The organism is Aequorivita sp. IT1183, from assembly GCF_058068265.1.
On the sequence record NZ_JBYRHS010000004.1, the window covers coordinates 374,589 to 400,401 of the forward strand.

Below are 25,813 nucleotides of genomic sequence, written 5' to 3' on the forward strand. Positions count from 1 at the left end.
TTGTAACGAGTAATCGCTATCTTATTCCTATAAAAACAAAAAAATCGCCCGAGGAATTTCCTCGGGCGATTTACAATTATAAACTATTTACTAAATAAACTACTCTTTTATAAGTCGTTTGGTTATTTCGCCAGTTGCACCTTTAATCTTAACATAATAAGAAGCAGCGGCTAGTTGGTCAATATTTATAGTTTTCACATTGCCCATTCCGCGAAGGTCTGTGCTCTGTACTAATCTACCTCTTAGGTCGTATATTTCCAGTCTTTCCAATTCTAAACTCTGCGGATTGCTGATGTTTAGTACATCTTTGGCTGGTACCGGATACATTTTGATGCTTCCAAGATCTAGATTGTTATCGCCAACGCCAAGTACACTTTCTACTATTAGTTCGAAATCGCAAGTGCTTGTGTTGCCATATGCATCTGTTGCTGTAAATGAAATAGTATATGTACCATCAGAAAGTGGTGTTCCTGCTGCTGGACTCTGCGTTGTTACTGTTACAGGATCTGTACAGTTGTCTATTGCAGTTGCTTCACCGGTTCCAAAGTAATCTGGAAGAATATAGAAAATATTTCCAGGTCCCGGATCAACAGTTTGATCTGCCGGACAAGTAATTACTGGTGCTAATAGATCTACAACTGTTACTTCTGCAGTACAAGTTGCAAGGTTGCCATTTACATCTATTGTAAATACCTGAACCGTAATTGGCGCGCCAATATCTGAACAATCGAAAGCCGTAATATCTACTGCAGAAGTAAAGATTCCACAAGCATCGTCGTTGCTAGCTATTACATCACTTGGATTAAGGATAGCAGTACCATCTGCACCAAGTTCTAAAGTAAAGTCTTGACAAACTAGCACTGGACTGGTGTTGTCTTCAACAGTTACTGTAGCAGTACAAGTTGCAGTGTTTCCATTTACATCGGTTACCGTTAATGTTACAATATTGTCTCCAACATTGCTACAATCAAAGGTGTCCATATCTAAAGTATAGGTGTCTATTCCGCAAGCATCAGTGCTTCCACCGTCAACATCTATTCCTGCTATGGTTACTGTACCCGATGCATCAAGCACTACTGTTATGTCTTGGCAAACCACTACTGGCGCCGTAACATCTTCCACAGTTACTATAGCAGTACAGGTTGAAGTGTTTCCGTTTACATCGGTTACCGTTAAAATCACGTTGTTGTCTCCAACATTGCTACAGTCAAAAGTATCAATGTCTATCGCTAAAGTAGCCACACCACATTGGTCTGTGCTTCCGCCATCAACGTCTGCTGCCACTATACTTGCGTTACCGTTAGCATCAAGTTGGATGGTGATGTTCTGGCAAACCGCCACTGGCGCTTCGTTATCGGTCACTGTTATAGTGAATGTACACGTGCTTGTATTTCCATTTACATCGGTTGCAGTGAATTCAATAGTGTTTACTCCCACAGGGAATGTACCTCCACTTGGAGCTCCCATTGTTTGTACAATAGTCGCTATTCCACAATTATCGAAAGCCACCGGAGTTGCAAAATTTACCGTTGCAAAACATTCACCTGCATCAGTAAAGGCTGTTATATCTGCTGGACAGATTATGGTTGGTGCAATGCTATCTTCAACAGTTACAATTGTTGTACACATTGAAACATTTCCGTTTACATCGGTTACCGTTAAGGTCACTGTATTCGGACCTACATCTGCACAAGTAAATGTTGATTTGTCAATTGTTGTACTTGCAATTCCGCAAGCATCAGTACTTCCATTGTTTATGTCTCCAACAGTAATACTTGCATCACCCGCAGCATCTAATTGAATAGTAAATGGAGCAGCACAGTTTGCAACAGGCGGCACGTTGTCTTCAACCGTTACAGTAGTTGTACATGTTGAAACATTTCCGTTAACATCGGTTACAGTTAATGTAACTGTGTTTGGTCCCACGTCTGCGCAAGTAAATGTGGCTGGAGATACAGAAAGTGAAGCAATTCCACAGGCATCTGATGATCCATTGTCAACATCGGCTCCTGTAATTGTCACGTTTCCGGTAGCGTCTAGCTGTGCTGTAAAGGGTTGGCATACTGCTATTGGCGGCACATTATCTTCAACTGTTACAATGGTTGTACAAGTTGAAACGTTTCCATTAACATCTGTGACCGTTAAAGTAATTGTATTTGGCCCTACATCTGCACAAGTGAATGTTGATTTATCGATTGTTGTAGTTGAAATTCCACAGTTATCTGTACTTCCGTTTTCAATATCGCCAACGGTAATGCTTGCATTTCCAGCAGCATCTAATTGAAGCGTGAACGCAGGAGCACAGTTTGCCACTGGTGGTTCGTTATCTATCACTGTTATAGTAAAACTACAGCTTGCAGTATTACCAGCTGCATCCGTTGCTTCAAAGGTATTTGTTGTTATTCCAACTGGAAAAGTACTACCACTAGGTAATCCAGCTGTTTGAATAACTGCAACAGGCGTATCTATCAGCAAGACAACATTATCTAATGCAAATTTAGCAGGACCCGAGGAGGAATCAGGCACATCTTGCCAGAAGCCAATTCTAATTGTCTGTCCTGCATAGGCAGAAAGATCTGCCATTTCACTTTCCCACATATTATCATCCTCAATTGTACCCGCAGTCAAAACTCTCGTTTTTAGCACTTGAAGTACGGTGTTGGTTGCATCGAGTATTTGAACCTGATAGGTTCTATCTGAACATCCACCACAGAAAGTGAGCAGGTCATAATCTATATTTTCGTCCCACTTTAAATCGACAGTTGTTGCTCCGGCAGGAATACTAATTTCTTGATACAGCAGTGAGGTGTCAGGAGCTCCTGCATCGAAGCCATTTCCGGCTAGCAATCCTCCATCTGTTGGAGTAGCCGGTGGGAAAAATGCACCTCCATCATTAGATGCTCCTACGTAATATGCTATATAAGGACCAGTAAAATCATCCACAACCCAACCTGTAAAATCGCCTGTTTCAAAACTACCATTAATAAGTATATCGCTAAACGAACAGTTATCTGTAGCAGTTGGAGTAACATAAGTAACCACTGTACTACAAAGTCCAGCATTATTATTTACTGTAAAATCTACTGGGCATGTTAAAACTGGTGGCTCTGTATCATTAACAGTTACAGTGAAGCTACAATTAGCCGTGTTGCCGCCAGGATCTGTTACCATATAAGTTACCGTGGTTATCCCTATTGAGAACATATCTCCAGGGTTATGCGATGATGTTATTACTGCACTTCCAGAACAATTATCAACTACTACTGGAGCGGTCCATGTAACTACGGCGCCACAAATACCAGCATCATTATTTACTGTAATATCTCCAGGGCAAGTAATAGTAGGCAGTATATTATCTTCAACAGTTACAACTGCCGTACAAGTACTAGTATTTCCGTTTACATCGGTTACGGTTATAGTTACAGTATTTGGTCCTACATTGGCACAACTAAAGGTGTCCATATCTAATGTTGTACTTGCTACACCGCAATTATCACTTGGATTAGTGCCAGTACTAGGAATAAAGGCAACATAATCATTAAACGCGGTCCATATTTGATTATTTCTATTTGGTGTAGAGGTGCCGGCATCTCCAGCGGCATTTTCAACTCCTTGGGTTGAAGGATTTCCATCCGATAATTTAGATAGCGTATGAATTTCAATAATATTAGATCCTTCGTATAATTGCGCTTGGGTGGTAATAGGAGCGGTATTTGGAAATTGCGGCACGTTATTGTATTCTACAATAAACACTCTATTTGGCGCTATCCCTGTCATCGCATAACGAATAGTACCTCCCGATGCAGGATTTAAATCGTCCCATACAACAGCAATAATATCATTAGGAGTAGATACATTAGGTATTGCATCGTCTGAAAAATCAGCAAGATCTACACCTGAAAACGATAAATAACCATTAGACGATATAAAAAGATCTGTATATGTATTTTCGAAAAAATCAAACGAGAATCCCAACGGTATTGCCGCACTTCCTTGATCATCACCTAGCGTAATATTTGTTCCTATTCCAGAAATATCTATCGGGTTAAATACGCCTGTCTGATTTACAGAATAACCAGGAACGGGTGGTGCAAGTACATCATCAGGAATAATGGTAGCCGTTCCCGCGGCATCTAATTGTATAGTTATGTCCTGACACATTACTATAGGATTTTCATTATCAACCACTGTAACATCAAAACTACAACTAGCCATATTACCCGATGCATCTGTTGCTTCAAAGGTATTAGTAGTCGTTCCTACTGGGAAGACACTACCCGATGGAAGACCTGCTGTTTGATTTAACGTAGTTGCATCATATTCAAATTCTATACGAGATTTATTGCTATCACTAGGTTCCGTCCAGTAAGTACCTTGTGGCGCAGGGCCAGTGTGTATAGTGTTTTGGGTGCCAAAACGAGCAATGTTTACAATATTTCCCCCAATTGCAATATTGTTACCATTAGTATATGAATTTATATTACCTGTTCCACGGGTTCCCATAATCGCAATTATATCTCCCGCTACAACAGGAATATTTACCGGAATAAAGTTATTGCCAGGGGTAAGGCCAGACCAGTGAAGCAAAGCGTCATAAGACGATAGAGCTGGCCACGTTGTAGGAACTGCTGCAAAACGCATTACTTGTACATTTTGATCATCAGCAGAAGCCGTATTCGGAACTCTTAGCGCAGTAATTACAAAATCAACAGGCGCGGTAAACCAATAGCCTCTGGCATTTCCACCAAAAGAACTCGTTTGATCAGGAATTTGATTATTACGAGTAGTTCCACAATTATCCGTCATTGTTGGCATAGCATAAGTAACTACAGCGCCACAACTTCCGGGATCGTTATTCTGGGTAATATTTCCAGGGCACGTAACAACTGGTGGAGTAGTATCTTCAACGGTTACCGTGTCTGTAGCACTAGAAGTACATCCGTTGCCGTCAGTATAGCTATAAGTTATTGTATGGGTACCATTCCCTGAAACACCCGATTCAAATGTATAGGTGGTTCCATTACCGTCATCTGTTACTCCAGGTCCACTATATAAACCACCTGTTGGGCTTCCACCGCCTTGACCAAGCAACACAGTCGCTGGGCATACCGGGTCCATTGCCACAGTAAAAGTTACATTCGGTAATGCAAATACTTCCACATTATCTGTAGCAAAATCTCCACCTTGGGTATATGTTAATGTATGTGTTCCAGCTCCCGCGGTGGCTGGATTAAAGCTATAGGTTGTACCATTACCATCATCAGTAACGCCCGGCCCGCTATATACACCGCCCGTTGGTGAACCACTGCCTAAACCAGTTTGATTACCTGCATCTATACATAAATCTGCCAATGCTGTAAAAGTTGTTGCCGAAGCAAAAACCTCCACATTATCTGAGGCCGTATCCGCACAGGAAAGTGTAAATGAAAAGGTATAGTTTAAAGTATGAACTCCAACTCCTGCAGCAGCAGGATCAAAACTATAGGTAGTTCCGTTTCCATCATCTGTAACACCGGGTCCGCTATATACCCCACCTGTAGGAGTACCGCTCCCAAGACCGGATTGAACGCCAGCATTCACATTTAAATCTGCTAGCGCTGTATAATCTGCCGCAGTAAAATAATTAAAGCCCATTTTATTGGCTGCTTCCGCTACAATATTATAAAGGTTAGCGTCAGATTCCGCAGTATTATATGTTTTCGAATTCGGATTACTAATACAGTTAAATGTAGCATTACCCGAAGTTCCAGGAAAAGTATCACCTGCATCACCGCGGTTTACATTTAAATTCAAATTTCTAAAACCATCACCTTGCTCCAAATCAACACGATATCTCGCTGGATTGGTGTTATTGGCTGTGGCTCTATCAATATGATAAATACATAATCCTGAACCTGGTAAAAAGGCATCCCAACCAACTTTTTGTCTATTTTCAATTAAAAAATATTCATTACCTACCAATGTATTTAGTCGATAAGCTTCAGAAGAGCTTTGAGAAAAATCCATATTAGTAATTGTTCCCGAGCCAGTTAAAACAGTTGGTGTCATCCAGCCCATTTCATCTTTACAATACACAGAAGGATGAGCAGGCGTTTTTCCACTATTATTCCAAGTTCCGCCAGCCATCAAGCACCAATTTCCTAAACCCTCAGAGCCGCCATCGGTATCGTATAAATCTGGAAGTCCCAGTGCGTGTCCAAATTCATGACACATTACACCTATGTTTGTAATCGATGCAGGACCATATTTTTCAGCCTGAATTATATAGTCATTAATAATTTTACCATCGTATGTAACCTGTAAGCCAGCGGCAGACAATGTCCATCTATGAGACCAGATATCGGCAGCATTACCAGATTCTTCAGATCCACGACCAGAGTGAATTACCATAACCACATCAACAGACCCATCGCCATCACCATCATAATTCGCATAATTAATACCGGCTGTTTCAGCTGCGTCAACTGCTTCGCGAATAAGCGGTACTGCATTAAAGAAATTTCTTGCATTTATATCATCAACCCCGTAATGTGCGCGATTATTAGCCGCGGTGTACCATCCAGAAACATCAGTGTTTATTGTTAAGCTACCGTATGAAGCCGCCAAATAAAAATCGCGAAAACTTCCCGTTTGTCCGTTTACATTATACCCAACCTGATTGCTCAGATTGTCAAACTCTACATTGGTATAAGTTGCAAGCTGATCTGGATAATCAATTAATAGAAGCAATGACCTCCTAACACCAGTAGAAGGAAACACACTTTGTACAGACACTCCAGACGGAATTCGCGAAGCACTTGCACTAACTAATCGCTCTTGCAAAGGCGCTCCAGCAAAACGAGCGTGGGTATTTAAAGAATTTAGCGTGCGCACTTCCTGCGCATTTCTGCGATTAGCAGCAGAAACTTTTACATCAGATAAATACAATTCGCCATCAACACCTTGGGCGGCATATTTAAAATAGCCATCCGCAGGATCTTGCATAATAGTATAACCATCCTCAGTTTCTAGATACGTAATTTTATCGACGGTTAAAATCCGCCCGCGGAAAATTTGACCGTTAGGCTGTTCCAATTCCGTTATATATGGAATATGGGTAACAGCACAAAATTCATTGCCCTGTGTAGGCGCAATAGGAACAATGCCCATAGGTCCAGCAGTTGGGCTCGTGGGCATTGCCCGTTGTGTCTGTAATGAAGAAGGGTAGTACAAGCTGTTCTCTGTCCCTTGTGCACTGCTCTGCCAGCAACAGCAAAATATTGCTATTACGGCTAATAGTTGTGTAATTTTTTTCATTGGTTTGGTTGTTAGTGTTATTAGTATAGTAAATACTCCATATTGGAATAATATGAAGTATTCATCAATTTAGAAAGGGGAGTAATTTGAATATTGTTTGAAATATTAAAGTTACTGATTATTAGCACTATAGAAAATAAGTGTTACCACGTATATTGTTAGTACTCAATTCGCTACAGAAATTTAGATATGTAACTAACTAAAGTGTATTAAAATGATAAATAGGGAACCCTAAGACTATTTTTCATATTGTTGATAGCATTCGTATAATGAGAATAGAAATGGCCTTGTGTATGCAATACTGTAGGAATGAGATTGCTGTAGTTGCCACCTAAACAGAAATACGCCTTATATTTTTTCAGAAAAAATAGCATCCTGTTTAGAAAACAATTTTGATAGTGAAAAATTTGTAAAAATTGATATCTTTGATTCTCTCCCCATGGTCTCCGAAGCTTTAGCGTAGGAGACCCACGATCACCAAAAAACCACATGCACAGAGGCTCCAAGCTGTCGTGCGCTAATTATTTTAACTGCAATGTGGAATTCCGCAATGCGATGTACTTTAACACTTTTACATTTACAAAACTAAAACCAACACTTAAAAATACAACGCAATAAAAAAAGAATTCAACCCACTTAAAGCTTTGCTGAAATAAAAACGCAAAAAATTAAATCCCCATTTATGATTGTTTTACTGAATAACAAAAATTAAAAACTAGTATGATGAAAAAATGTGTATTTAAACCGCTCCTTTTGGCTGTTCTATTCCTATTGATTAGCATGCCAATTTCAGCACAGGTAATTAAGCTTAAAGCAACAGGTATTTCGATGCGCTACGAGCTAGATAACGGACAATGGACAGAATGGGACCCTATTTCAGAAACTAGCGATTTAATTACGCTAAACCTAGATACCAATAAAATAACTATCCGGGCAAAACAAGATATGGAGTACACCATTTCTGGCGATGAAGATATAGAAACCACCGAAAATGGTGAAGAAAGCCTGGCTTTCTATTGCGTAGATAACAACGATAAAATCTGTAGAATAAAATACATTAAAGCATTAACCGCCAAAGAGCAAAGTAAGTTCACCGTTTCATATGTGGGTTATAAGTATACGTATAATGTGGAGGTGGTGAAGTAGGTGGTAAATTGCTTTCGCTATTGGTAGCCGTGTAAAAACATAAGCTAATCAAAACAACAAAATCTCTCGCGTTGCGAAAACTTGCAGTGCGATAGTGTTTTATTATTTTATATTTGAAGAATTACTAACCAATTTATGGCTTTCAACGAAGACTCCCGAGTAAAAATACCGGCTATTCTCCATCTTACTCAGTTGGGCTATAAATACCTATCTCTGAAAAATGAGGTGTGGGATATTGAAACCAATATATTTACTGATATTTTTACAAGTTCCATTAAAGAAATTAACAAGGGAATATCTGAGGCGGACATCAATCGTCTTTATCAAGAAGTAAGTCTTTCTTTAGAAAATGAAGATTTAGGACGTGCGTTTTATAATAAGCTAATAGATCAATCGGGAATAAAACTTATTGATTTTAAAAACTTCGATAATAACTCTTTTCAGGTTGTAACTGAATTACCCTATCAGAAAGATGATGAAACGTTTAGGCCAGACATCATACTTTTAATAAACGGAATGCCTTTAGTTTTTATTGAGGTGAAAAAACCTAATAATAGAGACGGGGTTCAGGATGAACACAGACGGATGCAACGCCGTTTTCAGAACAAGAAATTCCGAAAGTTCATAAACATCACACAGCTAATGGTGTTTTCTAACAATATGAAGTATTCAGAAGATGATACTCAAATGTTAGAAGGTGCATTTTACAGCACTACCAATTATTTTAAACCAATTTTCAATTATTTCAGAGAAGAAGAAATATTCGATTTGAATAAATTACTCGCGCCACTTACAGAGGAGGACGAGAATTTCATATTAAAAGACACGAATCTTCTAAGTATTAAAAGCAAAATTGAGTACCTATACAATAAAAGTTCAAATACTCCAACCAATGCTATTTCCACGTCTTTATTCCAAAGAGATCGTTTAAAATTCATATTACAATATGCACTCGCATACGTAGAAGAAGAAAATGGATTAGAAAAACACGTGATGCGTTATCCACAGCTATTTGCAACAAAAGCCATAGAAAGCAAATTAGAAGCTGGAATTAAAAAAGGAATTATTTGGCACACGCAAGGTTCTGGGAAAACTGCCTTGGCGTATTTTAATGTAAAGCATCTTACAGATTATTATCAAAAGAAAAACATTATTCCAAAGTTCTACTTTATTGTAGATCGGTTGGATTTATTAACCCAAGCAGCTAAAGAATTTACAGCTCGAGGCTTAGTGGTTCATAAAGTAAATAGTAGAGATGCATTTACAAGAGATATAAAATCTACAAAAGTCATTCATAACGATTCTGGAAAGGCTGAAATTACGGTAGTAAACATCCAAAAATTTAAGGATGATCCAGATGTTATAAAAAACAACGACTATAATTTAGGTGTACAACGGGTATTTTTCTTAGATGAGGTACATAGAAGCTATAATCCAAAAGGAAGCTTTTTAGCCAATCTGGAATTAGCCGATAAACATTCCATAAAAATTGGCTTAACAGGCACGCCTTTGTTAGGTAAAGAATATAATTCCAAAACCTTGTTTGGCGATTATATTCATAAATACTATTACAACTTATCTATTAAAGATGGCTATACTTTACGGTTAATTCGTGAAGAGATAGAAACCAATTATAAACTGGCTTTAAAGAAAACCCTTGAAGAACTAAAAGTGTTACAAGGCAATTCAGAAAAGAAAGTCATTTATTCTCATAATAGGTTTGTAGAGCCTATGCTAGACTATATCGTAAAAGATATGGAGCAGGCACGAATTTCAATGGACGATAATACAATTGGGGGAATGGTAGTCTGCGATTCTTCCGAGCAGGCTAAAATGATGCACGAAGTTTTTCAGGAGAAATATGCAGATAAATCCGCTTCTCTTTTAAATCTTGCAGCTGATGAGTCTGCTAGTTATGGAAATAAAAAGTTAAAAGACAGCAAAGTAAACACTGCCCAAGTAATTTTATATGACGTTGGCACTAAGCAAGACCGAAACGATTGGGTAGCTGATTATAAAGCTGGGAATATAGATTTTTTATTTGTGTATAATATGTTGCTAACTGGCTTTGATGCCAAGCGATTAAAGAAACTATACATAGGGCGAAAAATTAAATCGCACAACTTACTTCAAACACTTACGCGTGTAAACAGAACTTATAAAAAACATAAATATGGTTATGTAGTTGACTTTGCAGATATTCAAAAAGAGTTTGACAAAACCAACCAAGAATATTTTAACGAATTGCAATCTGAATTAGGTGATGAAATGGAGCATTACTCTAATCTATTTAAAAAGCCTGCCGAAATAGAACAAGAAATTGAAGAAATAAAAGACGTTCTCTTTAAATTTAATACAGAGAATGCAACGGTGTTTGGCGAGCAAATGAGCGACATTAACGACCGCACAGAAATACGCCAAATTGCAAAAGCATTAAACAACGCCAAAGAACTCTACAATCTAATTCGCTATTCCGGAGATTTTGAATTACTGGAAAAACTCGACTTTAGAAAGCTAACAATATTAGGACGTTTAGCGAACGATAGGTTAGCCTTAATAAATACCAGAGACGCATTAGAGCATAATGTAGATACTACAAACATTTTAAACCTTGCTTTAGAAGATGTCATTTTCGCTTTTACCAAAATAAAAGAAGAAGAAATGGTCTTGGCAGACGAGCTTAAAAACATTCTTCAGAAAACACGCGAAATGCTTGGCGGTAATTTTGACCCGCGCGATCCTGTTTTTGTCTCCTTACGAGAAGAATTAGAGCGATTATTTAAAATGAAGAATTTAAGTGAAGTTTCCAAAGAAGAAATGGAAGCCAATATTAAAGCATTAAACACCATTTACGATAAAGCCAAAACCTTAGAACGCGAAAACCAATTGTTAAGAGCAAAGTATGATTACGATGCTAAGTATGCCCGCATTCACAAACGCTTAATGGAAAAAGACCCGTTAACGGATAGTGAACGTAAATTATTTGATGCCCTAAAAGGTTTAAAAACTGCGGTAGATAAAGAGATACTACAAAACTCAAAGATTTTAGAAAACGAGAGTTATGTAGAAAAAATGGTAATGCGTTTGGTGATTAACCAATTTAATAAAGAACAAAATATAGCTGTAAATACAACCGATGTAAAACGGATTAACAGCATTATTGTAAAAGAATATATGAACGAATACAACGGAAGAGTTGCCTAAAAATAAAGAATGACTACAAACCAATTTGAAACCCAAACCAAAGCCCTTATAGACGATCTTAAAAGCGTCTGCGCCAATTATGGTTTAGGAAATGACGGAAACGAATTTAAAATTATAACCCAAGTGTTTTTATATAAATTCCTAAACGATAAATACGTTTACGAATTAAAACAACTGGAACCAGCATTAGCAAAAGCAGCTGATTTTGACAAAGCTTTAGAAAAATATACCGATGATGATTTAGAAATGCTAAGCATGCAAATAAGCGAAAACACAGCACGCATTGCACCTAAAAACCTATTGTCACGTTTATTTGTACAACAAAACGAAGATCAATTTGCTGATATTTTTGACCAAACATTATTAGACGTTGCCAAAACAAACAGCGATATTTTCTCAGTACTTACACAAGGAGGCGAAAAAGTAGTATTGTTTGAAAACATTAGTAAATATGTTTCAGACAATAGAGATGCATTCTGCAAAGCCTTAGTTAACAAGCTAGTTGACTTTAGTTTTGAGCATATTTTCACGCAGAAGTTTGATTTCTTCGCGACTATATTTGAGTATTTAATTAAAGATTACAATACCAATAGTGGCGGTAAATATGCAGAATACTTTACACCGCACGCCGTTGCTAAAATTATGGCTGCCTGTTTGGTAACAGATACCAATGTAAACAATGTAACCTGCTATGACCCAAGTGCGGGATCGGGAACCTTATTAATGAATATTGCACACGCCATTGGCGAAGATAAATGCACCATTTACTCGCAGGATATTTCACAAAAGTCGTCTGCTTTGTTGCGTTTAAACCTTATTTTAAATAATCTAGTACATTCCATACGCAACATTATACAAGGCAATACCATTTTAAAACCCTACCACAAACAAGAAAACGGACAATTAGAACAGTTTGATTATATAGTTTCCAATCCGCCGTTTAAGTTAGATTTTAGTGATTACAGCGCAGATTTAGATAGTAAAGCCAATAAAGAACGCTTTTTTGCAGGCATCCCAAATATTCCTAAAAGCAAAAAGGAATCTATGGCTATTTACTTGTTGTTTATACAACATATAATGTACAGTTTATCTGCAAAAGGAAAAGCAGCCATTGTAGTACCCACAGGTTTTATAACCGCACAATCTGGTATAGATAAAAAGATTCGCCAAAAACTGGTTGCAAGTAAAATGCTGGCTGGCGTAGTAAGTATGCCCTCTAATATTTTTGCAACCACAGGAACCAACGTAAGTATTTTGTTTTTAGATAAAACAAATACCAAAGATGTGGTTTTGGTAGATGCCTCTAACTTAGGAACCAAAGTAAAAGAAGGCAAAAACCAAAAAACTGTTTTAAGCGAAGCAGAAGAACAACAAATTATAGATGTTTTTAATGCTAAAGAAGCCAAAGAAGATTTCTCTGTGGTGGTAAGCTATGATGAAATAAAAGCCAAAAACTACAGCCTAAGCGCAGGGCAATATTTTGAAGTGAAAATAGAATATACAGACATTACTGCGGAAGAATTTGCTGCTAAAATGAAAAGCTTTGAAAGTAATTTGGAATCACTTTTTGGTGAATCTAAAAGATTGGAAAATGACATTCAAAACAACTTAAAGCAATTGAATGGAATTAATTAGACTAAAAAATGTAGTAGATATTTTAACTGGCTGTGCCTTTAAAGGTGATAAATACACCGATAATGGAATAAGAGTTGTCCGGGGTGAAAATGTTACAGAAGGTAAGTTAAGGTGGGATACTATTAAATATTGGAATATACCCTTTGATAAGGAAGAATATTATAAGCTAAAAACTGATGACATTGTTATTGGAATGGATGGCTCTAAAGTAGGTAAAAATAAAGCAAGAATCTTTCAGGAAGATTTACCATTACTTCTTGCTCAACGCGTAGCTTGTTTAAGGACAACAGAAAATTTAGACCAAGTCTATTTATATTATTGTATTAATAATCCAAGATTTGAGGATTATGTATTTAGAATACAAACCGGTTCGTCTGTTCCTCACATTAGTAAATCTCAAATAGAAGAATTTCAAATTCCTTTTCATGATTTAGCAACCCAAAAACAAATAGCTAAAGTTCTTTCCGATTTAGATGCCAAAATAGAAGTCAACAACAAAATAAACCAAGAGTTAGAAGCGATGGCAAAAACGCTTTATGATTATTGGTTTGTACAATTTGATTTTCCTTTAAACCTATGTCACACTGAGCGCAGTCGAAGTGCCTCAACAGATCATAAAGTCGATGCTTCAAAAGGTTATAAATCTTCTGGCGGGAAGATGGTTTACAATGAGGAGTTGAAGCGGGAGATTCCTGTGGGGTGGGAAGATTCTGAATTAGAACATTATGCGTTTTTTAAGAATGGAAATGGAATAAAAAAGGAACGACTAACAGATTGTGGTCAATTTCCAGTTTTTGGTTCTAATGGAGTTATTGGTAATACAAATAAATTTCTATTCGATGAACCTGTTATTGCTATTGGAAGAGTAGGTGCGAATTATGGAGAAGTACATTATTCAGTAAATCCCTGCTGGATTACAGATAATGCTGTTACATCTCAACCAAAAATGGGTAAGTATTTGTGGTGGCTTCTTTTAACCTTGAAAGGGATTAATTATTCTAATATAGCAGGTGGTTCAGCTCAACCCTTAATTACTCAGGGTAAGTTGAAAGCATTAAGATTTGTAATTCCTGAAAGTAGATTATTTGAGGATTTTCATAAAGTTATTAACCCCATTTATCTTAAAATAAACAATGTACTTACACAAAACCAAAAGCTCTCAGAGCTTCGGGATTGGTTATTGCCTATGTTGATGAATGGGCAGGTTAGTGTTGGGGATGGTTATGGTGAGATTGTGGGGGAGTTGGGGATGGTTGCTGAGGATAAATTAAAATATGGGAAAGGATGATTTTAGTCGCAGCATATATAATAGAACACTATCTTTTTGAGAAGCCTCAGGCCATTAACTTTGTTAGTAATTATTATTATAATTTTGAACTGGAGTATAAAAAGATCACTATTAATCGCGTTAAGAACGATAATTACGTTGAAAATTTATATTCAAACAACATAAGTGAATTATCGGCTATTGTTGGTGCGAATGGAAGTGGAAAAACAACACTCTTTTCTATAATAAATAAGCACTACGATACTACAAGAGCAATCTTTATTTATGAGGACTCAGAGCATAATATTAAATTGGTTAATAGAACAGGTCACGTAAATGAAAATGGAGACTTTACAGAAAAGAACCAGATTCCAGTATTTTATGAAGGTGAAAGAATAGATGCAACGGTCAATATTGACATACCGACTTTATATTACTCCCCCATTCCAGATCAGGATTTAAATAATTTTAGTTCATCCGTTTCTAAAACTTCCCATTTTAAATCAACTTTAGCAGAATATCATTTAGACAATATTGAGCGTTCCATAATGCTATTGTCGGATGATCTTGCTGAGCAAATTAAAAGTATCTATCCAAAATTACCATTATATAACCATATTAAAATAATGGCCAAACCTCTTTATAAAAAGGATTTGAGAAATACCTATGGTGGATTCAAAGTTACTGGTGATATCGAAAAAATCCAAAAAGAAGCCCTTGAGAAATTATGGGAAAGCTATCCAACCGATTCTGATAATAAGGATCATCTTACCCATGATAGTAATGATTTTTTCAAAAATATTGAAGTTAATATATTGTCATATCTTTTAATAGATGAGACATCAATTCAAACTGCCTTTAACGGAAAGTACCCTATTAGCTATTATGACATAATTAAAGAAACGAATTTTGAAAAAAAATTAAAACATCTATTTTTTCATAAGATAGCATATTTAGACAAGTACGTATATTCTACTTTGAAAGAGGTTATGATAGAAAATGATTACCATATGCTACTTTTTCAATTTGAGAGTACAAATTTTGATGAGGTTTTAAAGGAAAAGCAAGGCCGTGCCATTTCGGCAATAAAAAGATTAAAAGGTTCTGTTGAGGGTATTAATAAAAAACATCTTAATAGTTATATTAATGGAGCGCTTGAATCATTGATAAACAGTGAGTTGAATGATGATGAATTTGAAAACATTAAAAATAATATTTTAAAGTTTAGCAGATATTTAGACATAAAAATTCAGGAGAACAAGGAAGATTTATTAGAGGTAATTAAAAAAGGTCTTGAGGAAGTTGAAGTAGGGATAGGTAAATCATTTAATGCAATTTTTGAAGCTCGTTTTCAGATAATCGATCAACTAAAAGATGGAGCTATAAAGGCAATTAAATTATTTAAGGCCATACAAGAATTTTATAATTTCACTAACAAGTTTAGTCAGTATGAAGGGGTTATCATTGAAGGTGGTAAAATAAATGTACAACTTAACGGTATTGATTTTTCAGTCTTCAAAAGCTTTATGAAAACTTATAGAGTTCTGCTAGAAGAATTTAATGGGAATTACTTAATTAATGCTCAAATATTAGAATTCAGACCAGACAAGAGACTTTCTTACGGAGAGAAATCTTTACTAAATCTTTTTAGTAGTTTCTATGAGTTCACCATGAGAAAACGTAATCATTTTAGAAGAAAAGAACATTACATTATTTTATTGGATGAGGCTGATTTAGGTTTTCATCCTTTATGGAAAAAGAAATATGTAAGTGCAATAACAAAAGTGCTTCCAATTATTTTTGATAAACTTAACAATGGTGTCGATAATTCAAAAACTCCAGAATTAAATTCTAGAAAAATACAAATTATCATTTCTACGCACGATCCATTAACTCTTTCAGATATCCCCAATTACAATATTGTGTATGTCGATAAAGTAAAAAATGACAAGTCAGATATAGTGCATATTTTAGAGAATCATCTTAAGCCTAAACAGTCTTTTGGAGCTAACGTTCACGATTTATTAGCAAATAGTTTCTTTTTGCAAGATGGTTTTATGGGAGAGTTTTCTGAAGAAATGATTGGAGATTTAGCAGATTACTTAGTATTGAAAGATGACCTTGAAGGTAGAGAAGTTATAGATGAACTTATTTTAAAATATGATTGGTCTAAAAATCGTGCAAGACAAATTATAAATATAGTCGATGAACCACTCATAAAAGAAAGATTGAACGAGCTATTTGATAAGAAGTATTTATATAGAGATAAGCAAGCACTTATTCTGAAAAGACAGGAAATAGATAATAGATTAAAAGAGATGGAAGATGAGGAAGATTAAAATAACAGATAAACTCAAAAAGTTTGTAGAGAAATTTAATAATGATCTTTTTGTAAATACTAGATTAGCAAGTTTTGGTTTACCACTAGACAGACTCCAAAAACTTTATGAAAATATAAAACCAATAAAGCATAAAGAATTTAGGTTATATATTAAAAAAATTATTGACGAATATCAAACTATTCTAAATGCAGATCCTGAAAAGATGAAGGAACTAATAGTTGAATTTAATGCAATAGTAGATACTTCACAGTTAAATAGACATATTTCAAGCAAAAAATATACATTTCACGAACAAGTTGTTTTTGCTATGCGCTATGAAGATTTAAGAGACAAAGAACTTCCATACTTTTTATTAAATTCTGACCTAAGAACTTGTGTGTATTGTAATTCTCAATCTGCAATCACGATTGAACCGATTTACTTTGATCCAAAAAAGCGTAAGAAGAAAAAACGTGTTTTAGCAAAATTACAACTGGATCATTTTCATCCAAAATCAAAATATCCCTTTCTCTGCACTTCATTTTTTAATCTATACCCTACTTGCGCTAATTGTAATTTAGCAAAAGGAAAGGAAAGCGCCTTATTTGAATTATATACATCGGGAGATGATGTGGACGTATTTCAATTTAAATTAGATGATAAGTCAATAATTGATTATTGGATGAGTTTAGATTTGAATAAGTTGATTATTAGTCTTGAGGCATTTAATGGAGATAAAACTCTATTAGAAAATCATAATGATCTATTTCAGCTACAAAAGATTTATGATGCACAGAAGGATGTTGGGGAAGAGTTAGTTTGGAAAGCTAAGGCTAATCCACAAGTTTATAAAAAATACCTAGAAAGGAATTTCAATAAAATATTCCCAGACACTTTAATAATAGATAGGATGATTATTGGAAATTATAGTAAGCCAGACGAAACTTTTAAAAGACCTATGTCAAAATACACACAAGATTTAGCCAGACAATTAAAAATAATTAAATGATGAAAAGTATTGACAATTTTGATCTTTTAAAAGAAGTCGCACTTATAAAATCCAAGTTGCCGGCACTCCCAAAAAGACCAAGAAAAAACCTATTTGATATTTTAAAGATTCAACATAGAGAAATTCGCAATAGTAATATACTTGCTTATTTTTTTGACCCGAATGAGGAACACGGGTATGGGTTATTATTTAGTGAAGCACTTCAAGAAATTGCTGTAAATAAAATTGCCGAATTAAAAGAAACACATTCCTACATAACATTTAACGATATAAGTTCTTTTGATGAGGTTAAAACTGTAAGAACAGAAGAGCAAACAACAGGAGCTAAAGAAACCACAAAAAGCATAGATATTGTTTTAGAAGGCGATGATTGGGTAATCGGTATTGAGAATAAACTGAACCATCATCTAATAAATCCATTATATGTCTATTGGGAACATTTAGAAAGTAAAGATAAAAAGACTTTTGGGATTGTATTGAGCTTAAAAGTTTATCAACCTGAAGAATGTAAGGCAAATGATTCTATTTATTTTTTGAATATTACGCATAAAGAACTTTTGGAAAAAGTACAAAGTAATATTCAACTTACTGGCGACTTTAGTAGTACAGATTTGTTTTATCTAAGAGAATATTTTAAAAACATAGAAAGTCATTATTATCATCTAAAAGAAAACCCTGAAATGGATAATGTATTAAGTAAGATTGTAGAAAATTACGAAGACATAAGTGGTATAATAAAAACGAAAGAGGCTGCCGAAAAGCATATTGAAGAAGTAATTGAATATGAATTTAAGGAACACGATTACGAAAAGGCTGGTAAATGGTTTAGAAGAAAAGATAAAAGGTATGATTTGTATTTCTATATAAAAACAGCATCCGAATTAATGGAACATGATGCATTGTGGCTTTGTTTTGAAATAAGGAATAACACTAACAGTGTTGTAAATAAACAAGAGTTTGTTGCAATCTTCACTGAGGAGTTTAAAAATCAAAAACACTTTAATGAGTCAACTTTAGACATTAGAAAAAATCACACACACGCTTTTACGTATCATGAAAAGAATATTTTCACTAGAGGTATTTCATTTAAAGAACGCTTTAGTGAAATATTAGTTAGTTTAATTAAAGCTAATGATGCTCCAGTTAAAAAAGTTGAAGCATATTTAGAAGAACGTAATATTTTAAAGACTAATTGATGTAAGAAAGAAATAAACAACTTCTTAAAATTACAGCATAGCTTAAAACACGGTATGAAAATAAACTAAACTTCTCCCCCTGATAGAGCACTGGTTGCATATATAGGTAAAGACATTATGAAAAATTATATTGTAAGAAGAAGCAGAGATTTGAAATCTCAAATCGAACTGGATATAAATATTGATTGATGATGACAAAAGATAAACCTCATATTAGTTATGTTCCCCAAAGAATTACTTCGGCGATTGAAGGTTATGAATTATTGCTTCGGCTTCACAATGATTTATCCTCTGCGCAAAACCAAGTAATACTAATCAGTTTTAAGTATGTAATGTGGTTAGAAGCTAATTTATGTGCTATTTTGGGCGCTATAATAGAAGAACTAGAATCACGAGGCAATGTAGTTACTTTAATAGATTGTGAAAATTTTCATAATAAGAGTGATATTCTTTCACGAAATGGTTTCTTTAAACACTATGGTGTGCAAATTCCTTCAACACGAGAACATAAAACCCCTATATCGTATAAAATGTTTAAGGAAAAAGAAGCCATATCCTATAATCAATATATTCAGGCTGAGTTAATTGATAATCCAGAATTCCCAAGACATAGTGAACGGCTGGGCAAGAAAATAAAGGAAAACATCTATGAACTTTTTGAAAATGCAAGAACTCACGGAAAATGTAGGAACATTCATACTTGTGGTCAATTTTATCCTAATAAACAAAAACTGCATATTACTATTGTTGATACGGGAGATACAATAACAAATAATGTTCAACGTTTTTTGAAAGATAAACTTTCTCCTTGCGAATGTATAGATTGGGCAATGCAGCTAGGAAATACTACTAAAATAGGTAATATACCTGGCGGTTTGGGACTTGGAATTATTTTTGAGTTTATAAATTTGAATAAGGGGAAAATACAGATAATTTCGTCTAATGGTTATTGGGAGTTAAGGGAAGGCCAGGTAACTAAAGAAGATCTTAACTTTAGTTTTTCTGGAACGATCGCAAATTTAGAATTCGACTTATCAGATAATAAATTATATTATTTAGAAGAAGAAAAAATTGATTTAGATAATATTTTCTAACTTTACAATCTTTAAACTAGTTATGAACAAGATTAAGGTGCTTGACGAGATAGGTAGTAATTTTGCAGTTACTACAGATGATGGGGACAAAATCTTCACTATGCTTGATGAAAATATTCAAAAGGGTATTATAACAACTTTAGATTTTGCCGGAATCATCATACTTACCACAGCATTTCTAAATGCTGCAATTGGCCAGTTATATAGTAAATATACTGGAAACGAGATCTCGCCGGCTTTAAAACTTATTAATGTAGCCGATGAAGATAAAATTCTTTTCAAAAAAGTAACAGAAAGAGCTAAGGAATACTTTGCTGCTAAAGATAGTTTTGAAGAAAACTCTGACGAATCTATCTATGGCCGCGATTAGTCTAACTACTTATAAATCTAAATTTAACGATCAATTTTTCTTTGATACCAACGTTTGGTTATTGTTGTTTGGATCTGTCGCGAATTATCAAAGAAAAGATCAAAAAGTCTATTCTGCTTTCCTAAAGGAGCTTTTGTCCTCTAATAATTCTACAGTTTTTATATCCTCTCTAATACTCTCCGAGTATGCAAATGTGCTACTTCGGATAGACTTTAAACAATGGTGTCCGAAATCTGGAATTGCTAGACCAGATTTTAAAAAAGATTTTGTTGGAACCGCAGAATACAAAAATTCAGTTGCTGTTATAATTCAACAACTCAATACAATTATTAAACTTCCTATTGTCGTGAAGATTCCAGACAGTTTTAATGCATTAGAGTTGGATAATATTCTTGAAGACTTTGAACTTTTAGATTTCAATGATTCCTATATAACAGAAATGTCTCGAGGTAATAATTACAAAGTAGTTACAAATGACAAAGACTTCTTTAAGGTAAAGGACAAAATAGATATATTGAGTTCGCAGATTTGACTCGCATCAAGTAAATTTCCTTTCTTGATTCTTATTTTTTAGGTTAAGAAAAGGGGTATATCTATAAATTGAGATATGCCTTAACCATCAAGAAAACCTTAACCGCCTCACCCTGTCCCAATCATCCCACCAGCACCCAACCAATAAAACCGTGTCGGCATATATTTATTCCCCATCTGCATCTACTTATTATAAAGTCCAAGGTTAAACACCGTCAAAGCGGGAAAAGATATATCATAGCTGCTTTTGAGGAACAGAGTCTTATTTCATCCTCTAATTAGCAGGCGAAAGAAAATAGCGGTAAAGTATAAAAAGGATTACCAAACAAAATTAGTCTGTTCGTCATTCGATGAGAAAGACTGAAAACAAAAATTGCAATAGTTAATCAAAACCAATCCGATCTCTAATAGTTCCATCCTCCCTATGAATTATTACATCGGCTTTGTGTTTTTTGGCTATTCGTTTCGCTTTAGTAATGGCTGTACTTTGTTTACGGTGTTTGGAAGTGATGCGTTTATTACCCTCACGCCTTACGGCCCAATCCCCCTCATAAGGTACCACGTGTTGGTGCCAGGTTCTGGGTGTAGCGTTGCTCCGCGAACTTTCAAAAATAACTTTAATTATTTCCAGAAGTGCTTTTAACCAAGATTTGCCATTTGCCATAAAACTATAAATTACTAGCTCCGAAGATACTGTTTTTAATAGATTGGAATATCTGGGTGCGCATTATCAAAACTAAGTCATTACAGGAATACTTAAAAGACGCTCAAACTAATGGTTTAAAAGCATTATGTATTTCTAATACAATCTCGCTTTCCAGAACTCCCGTGTGTACAATTCATCCTGTTAACCATATTAGAAACTTTTCTTAAAGGCTATTATTTTACTATTGCTGCGTTGTAAATTCGTACTTACAACAAACAAACTGAACACTATGAAAAAGCTAAAAATAGTATCTGCAGCGGGATTATTAGCCTTGCTTACCGCTTGCGGACCAACGCAAACCACTACAACAACCGAATCTGAAACTACAAATAGAGGTAGAGTAAATACAGAAGTAACCACTAAAAGTTCGACTACCACGGCACCTCAACGTGTTGCCACGGGAAGCAGAACTGTGGCGCCAACAATGTCTAAATCAGAAATTGAAAATGCTGAGGTTGCATATAATGCCAAAACGCAAAAAATGTATACCGACTTAAATATGAGCGACGATCAAATAAGCCGTTTCGAAAAAGAATGGAGAACTGAAGTTGCTGCTTGGAAAACCAACAACCGCTCAAAAACAATGAACAACTTTGAGCGCACGGAATACCAAGATAGAATTTTAAAAGACGTACTAAACGACGCACAATTTAAGGAATACCAATTATGGGCGCGCGATAATGCAGGGAAGAGAGAAGAGTAATTTTACCTATGTTATAATCTAATTTGCAATCTGTATTTTAAAAAAATCGTACAGATTAAATAATAAAAAAACCACAACACGCTAATAGTATGCGTATTGTGGTTTTTTATTGTGGAGCCAGAAAATTACTTAAAAAGCTGTGAACCCTTATGCATCAGACCTGCAAAGCCGTTTACGCTAACGTATTGCGGAAAGCCTTTCTATATTTTAGATTAGTCGTTTGTTTCGAAAAGCAATCCCTGAACCTGACTTTATATACCGTTCAAAATCATACGCCTTTTGCTTGTTTGCGAAGAGTGAGAGATGTTCAAGTTGTACAGGAAGTTTATCTTTAGTAAAATAAACCTCACCTTTATTATGTGCAGTAAGCCTATTGCTAATATTGGTTGTGTATCCTGTGTAATATATACCATTGGCACATTTAAGTATATATACAGCGAAGGGAAGTTCCATAATTTAAGATTTTATAATTATGGGGAGTCGTCTAAAATTAATAAACAATTTTTAATTCTTATTAGAATTGACATTGGAATATCACCCCTTTAATGAAGCTTCATAGTGCGAAGTATATCTATTCAATTCAAAATTAAGTGGATCCGCATCCACCGACTGCGTGCGCCAAAGCTTTAGCGGAGGTGCAAGCCCTCAAACGGCATTAATGATAAGTTTCCTAAATTTAAAAAGCCCTCCTTCGCTTTGCTGAAATACGCAAAGCTTCGGAGGGCGAAGGTGGAGCCGGAGGGATTCGAACCCTCGTCCAAACAAGCAATTATAATGCCTTCTACATGTTTAGTTTTCATTTAGATTTTCGTGAGATTGCCGGTCGAAAACTACCAACGCACTCCTTATCTTTACTTGAGCTTCACGATGCCATCAAAGCACTAGCATCGCTAGGTTTACTTTTACGAAGCCACTAAATCAACCGCCGCAAACCAAGGCCGTTGAGTGACTTCCTGCTTGCCCACCTTGTGGGCCGAGGCACATCCTACTGTAATTCGGATTATGCAGCTAGGGCGTAGTTGTTCTCGCCGTTTAAAAAGTGTGAAATATGATATTTACGAGCTATATCCCAGCGCTCGACATGCTTACAATACAATTAGACCCGCTGTCAAAACCAGTCGGCCCCTTTTTTTCTTTAGTAATCAGTGTTCAGTGGCAGAAAGCTGTCTCACGTCTCACGTTTAAAGAAGCGCAAAGATACATGAAAAACCCTATCTTTACCTTCGCTTTAAATCTATTCAATAAAAATACCATATGCCAATAACCTTTGCAATTATCAAAGAACGCAAAAGCCCGCCAGATCGTCGCGTAGTTTTATCTCCAGAAAAATGCCAAGAAGTCATAAAAGTACATCCTGAGGCCACTATAATTGTGGAAAGTTCAGATATCCGTATTTTTCCCGATGAAGCATATAGAAAGGCAGGTTTTAAAGTGGTGGAGGATATTACAGATGCAGATGTAATGTTTGGTGTAAAGGAAGTGCCGATTGAAGCATTAATTCCCAATAAGAAATACTTCTATTTTAGTCATACTCTTAAAAAGCAGCCGTACAATCGAAACTTGTTGGAGGCTATGCTCAATAATAAGATTGAAATGTTTGACCACGAAACGATCGTGAATAAAGCGAATCGCCGTTTAATTGGTTTTGGTTATTACGCAGGTTTAGTAGGTGCATATAATGGTTTTAGATGTTTGGGATTGCGCGATAAATTATTCGAACTACCAAAAGTTGAAATCCTTCCCGACTTGACAGCTGCAAAAGCTGAATTAGATAAAATAACCATTCCCAACATTAAAATTATCTTATCTGGAACAGGAAAGGTAACCAGAGGCGCAAAGGAGATTTTAGATCATTTAAAGATTAAAGAAGTTACCGATGCTAAGTATCTTTCAAAAGAATTTAACGAGCCCGTTTATTGCCTAATAGACGTTTCTGAATACAACAAACGTAAAGACGGCGGTGCTTTTAGCAAGCGTGAATTTTATAAGGATCCTTCGGTTTACGAAAGCGATTTTATGAAATATGCCAAAGTGAGCGATATGTTTATTACAGGTCACTTTTACGGCAACGGAGCGCCTTATCTATTTACACGAGAAGATGCAAAACAGCCTGATTTCAAAATAAACTTAGTTGCAGATGTTTCTTGCGACGTAGATGGACCTATTGCCTGTACTTTGCGAGCCTCTACCATTGCCAATCCTTTTTACGGATACGATCCAAAAACTGAAAGCGAAACTGCTTTTGATGCTCCCGGCGCTATTGCAGTAATGGCGGTAGATAATTTGCCTTGCGAATTGCCGAAAGACGCCAGTATAGGTTTTGGAGAGATGTTTTTGGACCACGTTATTCCCGCATTCTTTAATGGAGATAAAAGTGGAATTTTAGAACGTGCACAAATGACAACTTCAGATGGAAATCTTACCCCTCGATTTTCATACTTACAGGATTATGTAGATACTGGCGAATAGCTATTAACTAATGCGAACATTACCAATATTTGATATTTAAAGAGCCCAAAAAATTAACCGCATTAATTACAGGAGCCGCCTCAGGCCTTGGTTTTGAACTTGCGCTACTTTTGGCGATAGATGGTTACAACCTAATTTTGGTAGATGTTGATACTGAAAAATTACAGCACTCAAAACAGGCGATTTTAAATGCCCATTATTGTGAAATCTATCTGTATTCCTATGATTTAAGTAGAAGCAACGCGGCGAATGAAATATTTGAGGTTCTGGAGGGCGCATCAATAGATGTACTGATTAACAATGCTGGCTTTGGCGTTTTTGGCAGCTTTAACGATACTGATTGGGTTCGTGAAGCCGAAATGCTGAACCTTCACGTTATGACCACCACACATTTAACAAAACTCGTTTTAAAAGGAATGGTGGATCGAGGGAAGGGTAAAATTTTGAATATTTCCTCACTTGCGGGATTTCAGCCCGGGCCGTTAATGTCGGTATATTATGCTTCCAAAGCCTATATTCTTTCTTTTTCCGAAGCCATTGCGAATGAACTTAAAGGCACTGGGGTTACTGTTACCTGCCTGTGTCCAGGACAAACAAAAACCTGTTTTCAGGAGGTGGTATCAAATGGGGTGGGCACTTCAGATTCTGAAAACAAAATCAATTTCAATATGGCTTGCCCAACGGTCGTTGCCGAATACGGTTATAAAGCCATGCAAAAAGGGAAGGTTGTTGCCGTGCCCGGCACACTTAATAAATTACTCTCAAAACTTCCGCGTTTTGTTTCCAGACGTACTGCTACCGCGGTTATAAGGCGTATTCAGGAAAAGAATAGAAAGGTATAGAATGAATGTTTAGTTTTTAATAAA

Annotated in this window: 16 protein-coding genes and 1 other RNA gene; 13 read left to right on the plus strand and 4 right to left on the minus strand. The window is 35.8% G+C overall.

The genetic code is table 11. From position 1 onward, the window contains the following. Window positions 1-99 precede the first annotated feature (99 nt). Window positions 100-7,296: an HYR domain-containing protein gene (locus AC3RVF_RS10070; RefSeq protein WP_489693300.1), complete on the minus strand. Its 7,197-nt coding sequence runs from the start codon at window positions 7,294-7,296 to the stop codon at window positions 100-102. 753 nt (window positions 7,297-8,049) lie between these two features. Between AC3RVF_RS10070 and AC3RVF_RS10075 the strand changes: the two genes are divergently transcribed. The 10 genes from AC3RVF_RS10075 (at window position 8,050) to AC3RVF_RS10120 (ending at window position 21,070) form a co-directional block, all read left to right on the plus strand. Next, entirely contained in the window at window positions 8,050-8,442 is a 393-nt protein-coding gene (locus tag AC3RVF_RS10075; RefSeq protein ID WP_489693301.1) for a hypothetical protein, read from the plus strand. Between the two features lie 135 nt (window positions 8,443-8,577). Beyond that, a complete protein-coding gene (locus AC3RVF_RS10080) occupies window positions 8,578-11,646 on the plus strand; it encodes a type I restriction endonuclease subunit R (RefSeq protein ID WP_489693302.1) in 3,069 nt (1,022 codons plus the stop codon). Between the two features lie 9 nt (window positions 11,647-11,655). Further along, on the plus strand, window positions 11,656-13,281 hold the full coding sequence (locus AC3RVF_RS10085) for an HsdM family class I SAM-dependent methyltransferase (protein ID WP_489693303.1): 1,626 nt from the start codon (window positions 11,656-11,658) through the stop codon (window positions 13,279-13,281). Next, window positions 13,268-14,569, plus strand: a complete 1,302-nt coding sequence (locus tag AC3RVF_RS10090) for a restriction endonuclease subunit S (protein ID WP_489693304.1) — start codon at window positions 13,268-13,270, stop codon at window positions 14,567-14,569. Before AC3RVF_RS10085 ends, AC3RVF_RS10090 begins: the two co-directional genes overlap by 14 nt. Then, window positions 14,566-16,887: an OLD family protein gene (locus tag AC3RVF_RS10095; RefSeq protein WP_489693305.1), complete on the plus strand. Its 2,322-nt coding sequence runs from the start codon at window positions 14,566-14,568 to the stop codon at window positions 16,885-16,887. Before AC3RVF_RS10090 ends, AC3RVF_RS10095 begins: the two co-directional genes overlap by 4 nt. After that, window positions 16,874-17,878 carry an HNH endonuclease gene (locus tag AC3RVF_RS10100; protein WP_489693306.1) on the plus strand — a complete coding sequence of 335 codons (1,005 nt, stop codon included), beginning with the start codon at window positions 16,874-16,876 and terminating at the stop codon, window positions 17,876-17,878. The genes AC3RVF_RS10095 and AC3RVF_RS10100 overlap by 14 nt, the downstream gene beginning before the upstream one ends. Next, window positions 17,875-19,074, plus strand: coding sequence for a PD-(D/E)XK nuclease family protein (locus tag AC3RVF_RS10105; protein ID WP_489693307.1), 1,200 nt, complete (start codon window positions 17,875-17,877; stop codon window positions 19,072-19,074). The genes AC3RVF_RS10100 and AC3RVF_RS10105 overlap by 4 nt, the downstream gene beginning before the upstream one ends. A 188-nt stretch (window positions 19,075-19,262) precedes the next feature. Continuing rightward, complete coding sequence (locus AC3RVF_RS10110) at window positions 19,263-20,168, plus strand: hypothetical protein (protein WP_489693308.1); 906 nt, start codon at window positions 19,263-19,265, stop codon at window positions 20,166-20,168. A 22-nt stretch (window positions 20,169-20,190) separates the two neighbouring features. After that, entirely contained in the window at window positions 20,191-20,538 is a 348-nt protein-coding gene (locus AC3RVF_RS10115) for an STAS-like domain-containing protein (protein WP_489693309.1), read from the plus strand. Next, window positions 20,525-21,070, plus strand: coding sequence for a PIN domain-containing protein (locus tag AC3RVF_RS10120; RefSeq protein ID WP_489693310.1), 546 nt, complete (start codon window positions 20,525-20,527; stop codon window positions 21,068-21,070). Before AC3RVF_RS10115 ends, AC3RVF_RS10120 begins: the two co-directional genes overlap by 14 nt. Window positions 21,071-21,451: 381 nt before the next feature. On the opposite strand, the gene AC3RVF_RS10125 is transcribed toward AC3RVF_RS10120, so the two are convergent. After that, the gene (locus AC3RVF_RS10125) at window positions 21,452-21,733 is read right to left on the minus strand and encodes a DUF2188 domain-containing protein (RefSeq protein WP_489693311.1); all 282 of its coding nucleotides are present in this window, start codon (window positions 21,731-21,733) and stop codon (window positions 21,452-21,454) included. Window positions 21,734-22,004: 271 nt separating this feature from the next. On the opposite strand from AC3RVF_RS10125, the gene AC3RVF_RS10130 reads away from it, so the two are divergent. Next, complete coding sequence (locus tag AC3RVF_RS10130) at window positions 22,005-22,478, plus strand: hypothetical protein (RefSeq protein WP_489693312.1); 474 nt, start codon at window positions 22,005-22,007, stop codon at window positions 22,476-22,478. Between the two features lie 207 nt (window positions 22,479-22,685). Here AC3RVF_RS10130 and AC3RVF_RS10135 read toward each other — a convergent pair whose 3' ends face one another. Further along, window positions 22,686-22,931, minus strand: a complete 246-nt coding sequence (locus AC3RVF_RS10135; RefSeq protein ID WP_489693313.1) for a GIY-YIG nuclease family protein — start codon at window positions 22,929-22,931, stop codon at window positions 22,686-22,688. Window positions 22,932-23,205: 274 nt separating this feature from the next. Further along, window positions 23,206-23,604, minus strand: a transfer-messenger RNA (tmRNA) gene (ssrA, locus tag AC3RVF_RS10140). Window positions 23,605-23,738: 134 nt separating this feature from the next. On the opposite strand from ssrA, the gene AC3RVF_RS10145 reads away from it, so the two are divergent. Together AC3RVF_RS10145 and AC3RVF_RS10150 are read left to right on the plus strand one after the other, a co-directional pair. Further along, on the plus strand, window positions 23,739-24,947 hold the full coding sequence (locus tag AC3RVF_RS10145; protein ID WP_489691604.1) for an NAD(P)-dependent oxidoreductase: 1,209 nt from the start codon (window positions 23,739-23,741) through the stop codon (window positions 24,945-24,947). Window positions 24,948-24,976: 29 nt separating this feature from the next. Continuing rightward, complete coding sequence (locus AC3RVF_RS10150; RefSeq protein ID WP_489691529.1) at window positions 24,977-25,789, plus strand: SDR family NAD(P)-dependent oxidoreductase; 813 nt, start codon at window positions 24,977-24,979, stop codon at window positions 25,787-25,789. The last annotated feature ends 24 nt before the right edge of the window (window positions 25,790-25,813 follow it).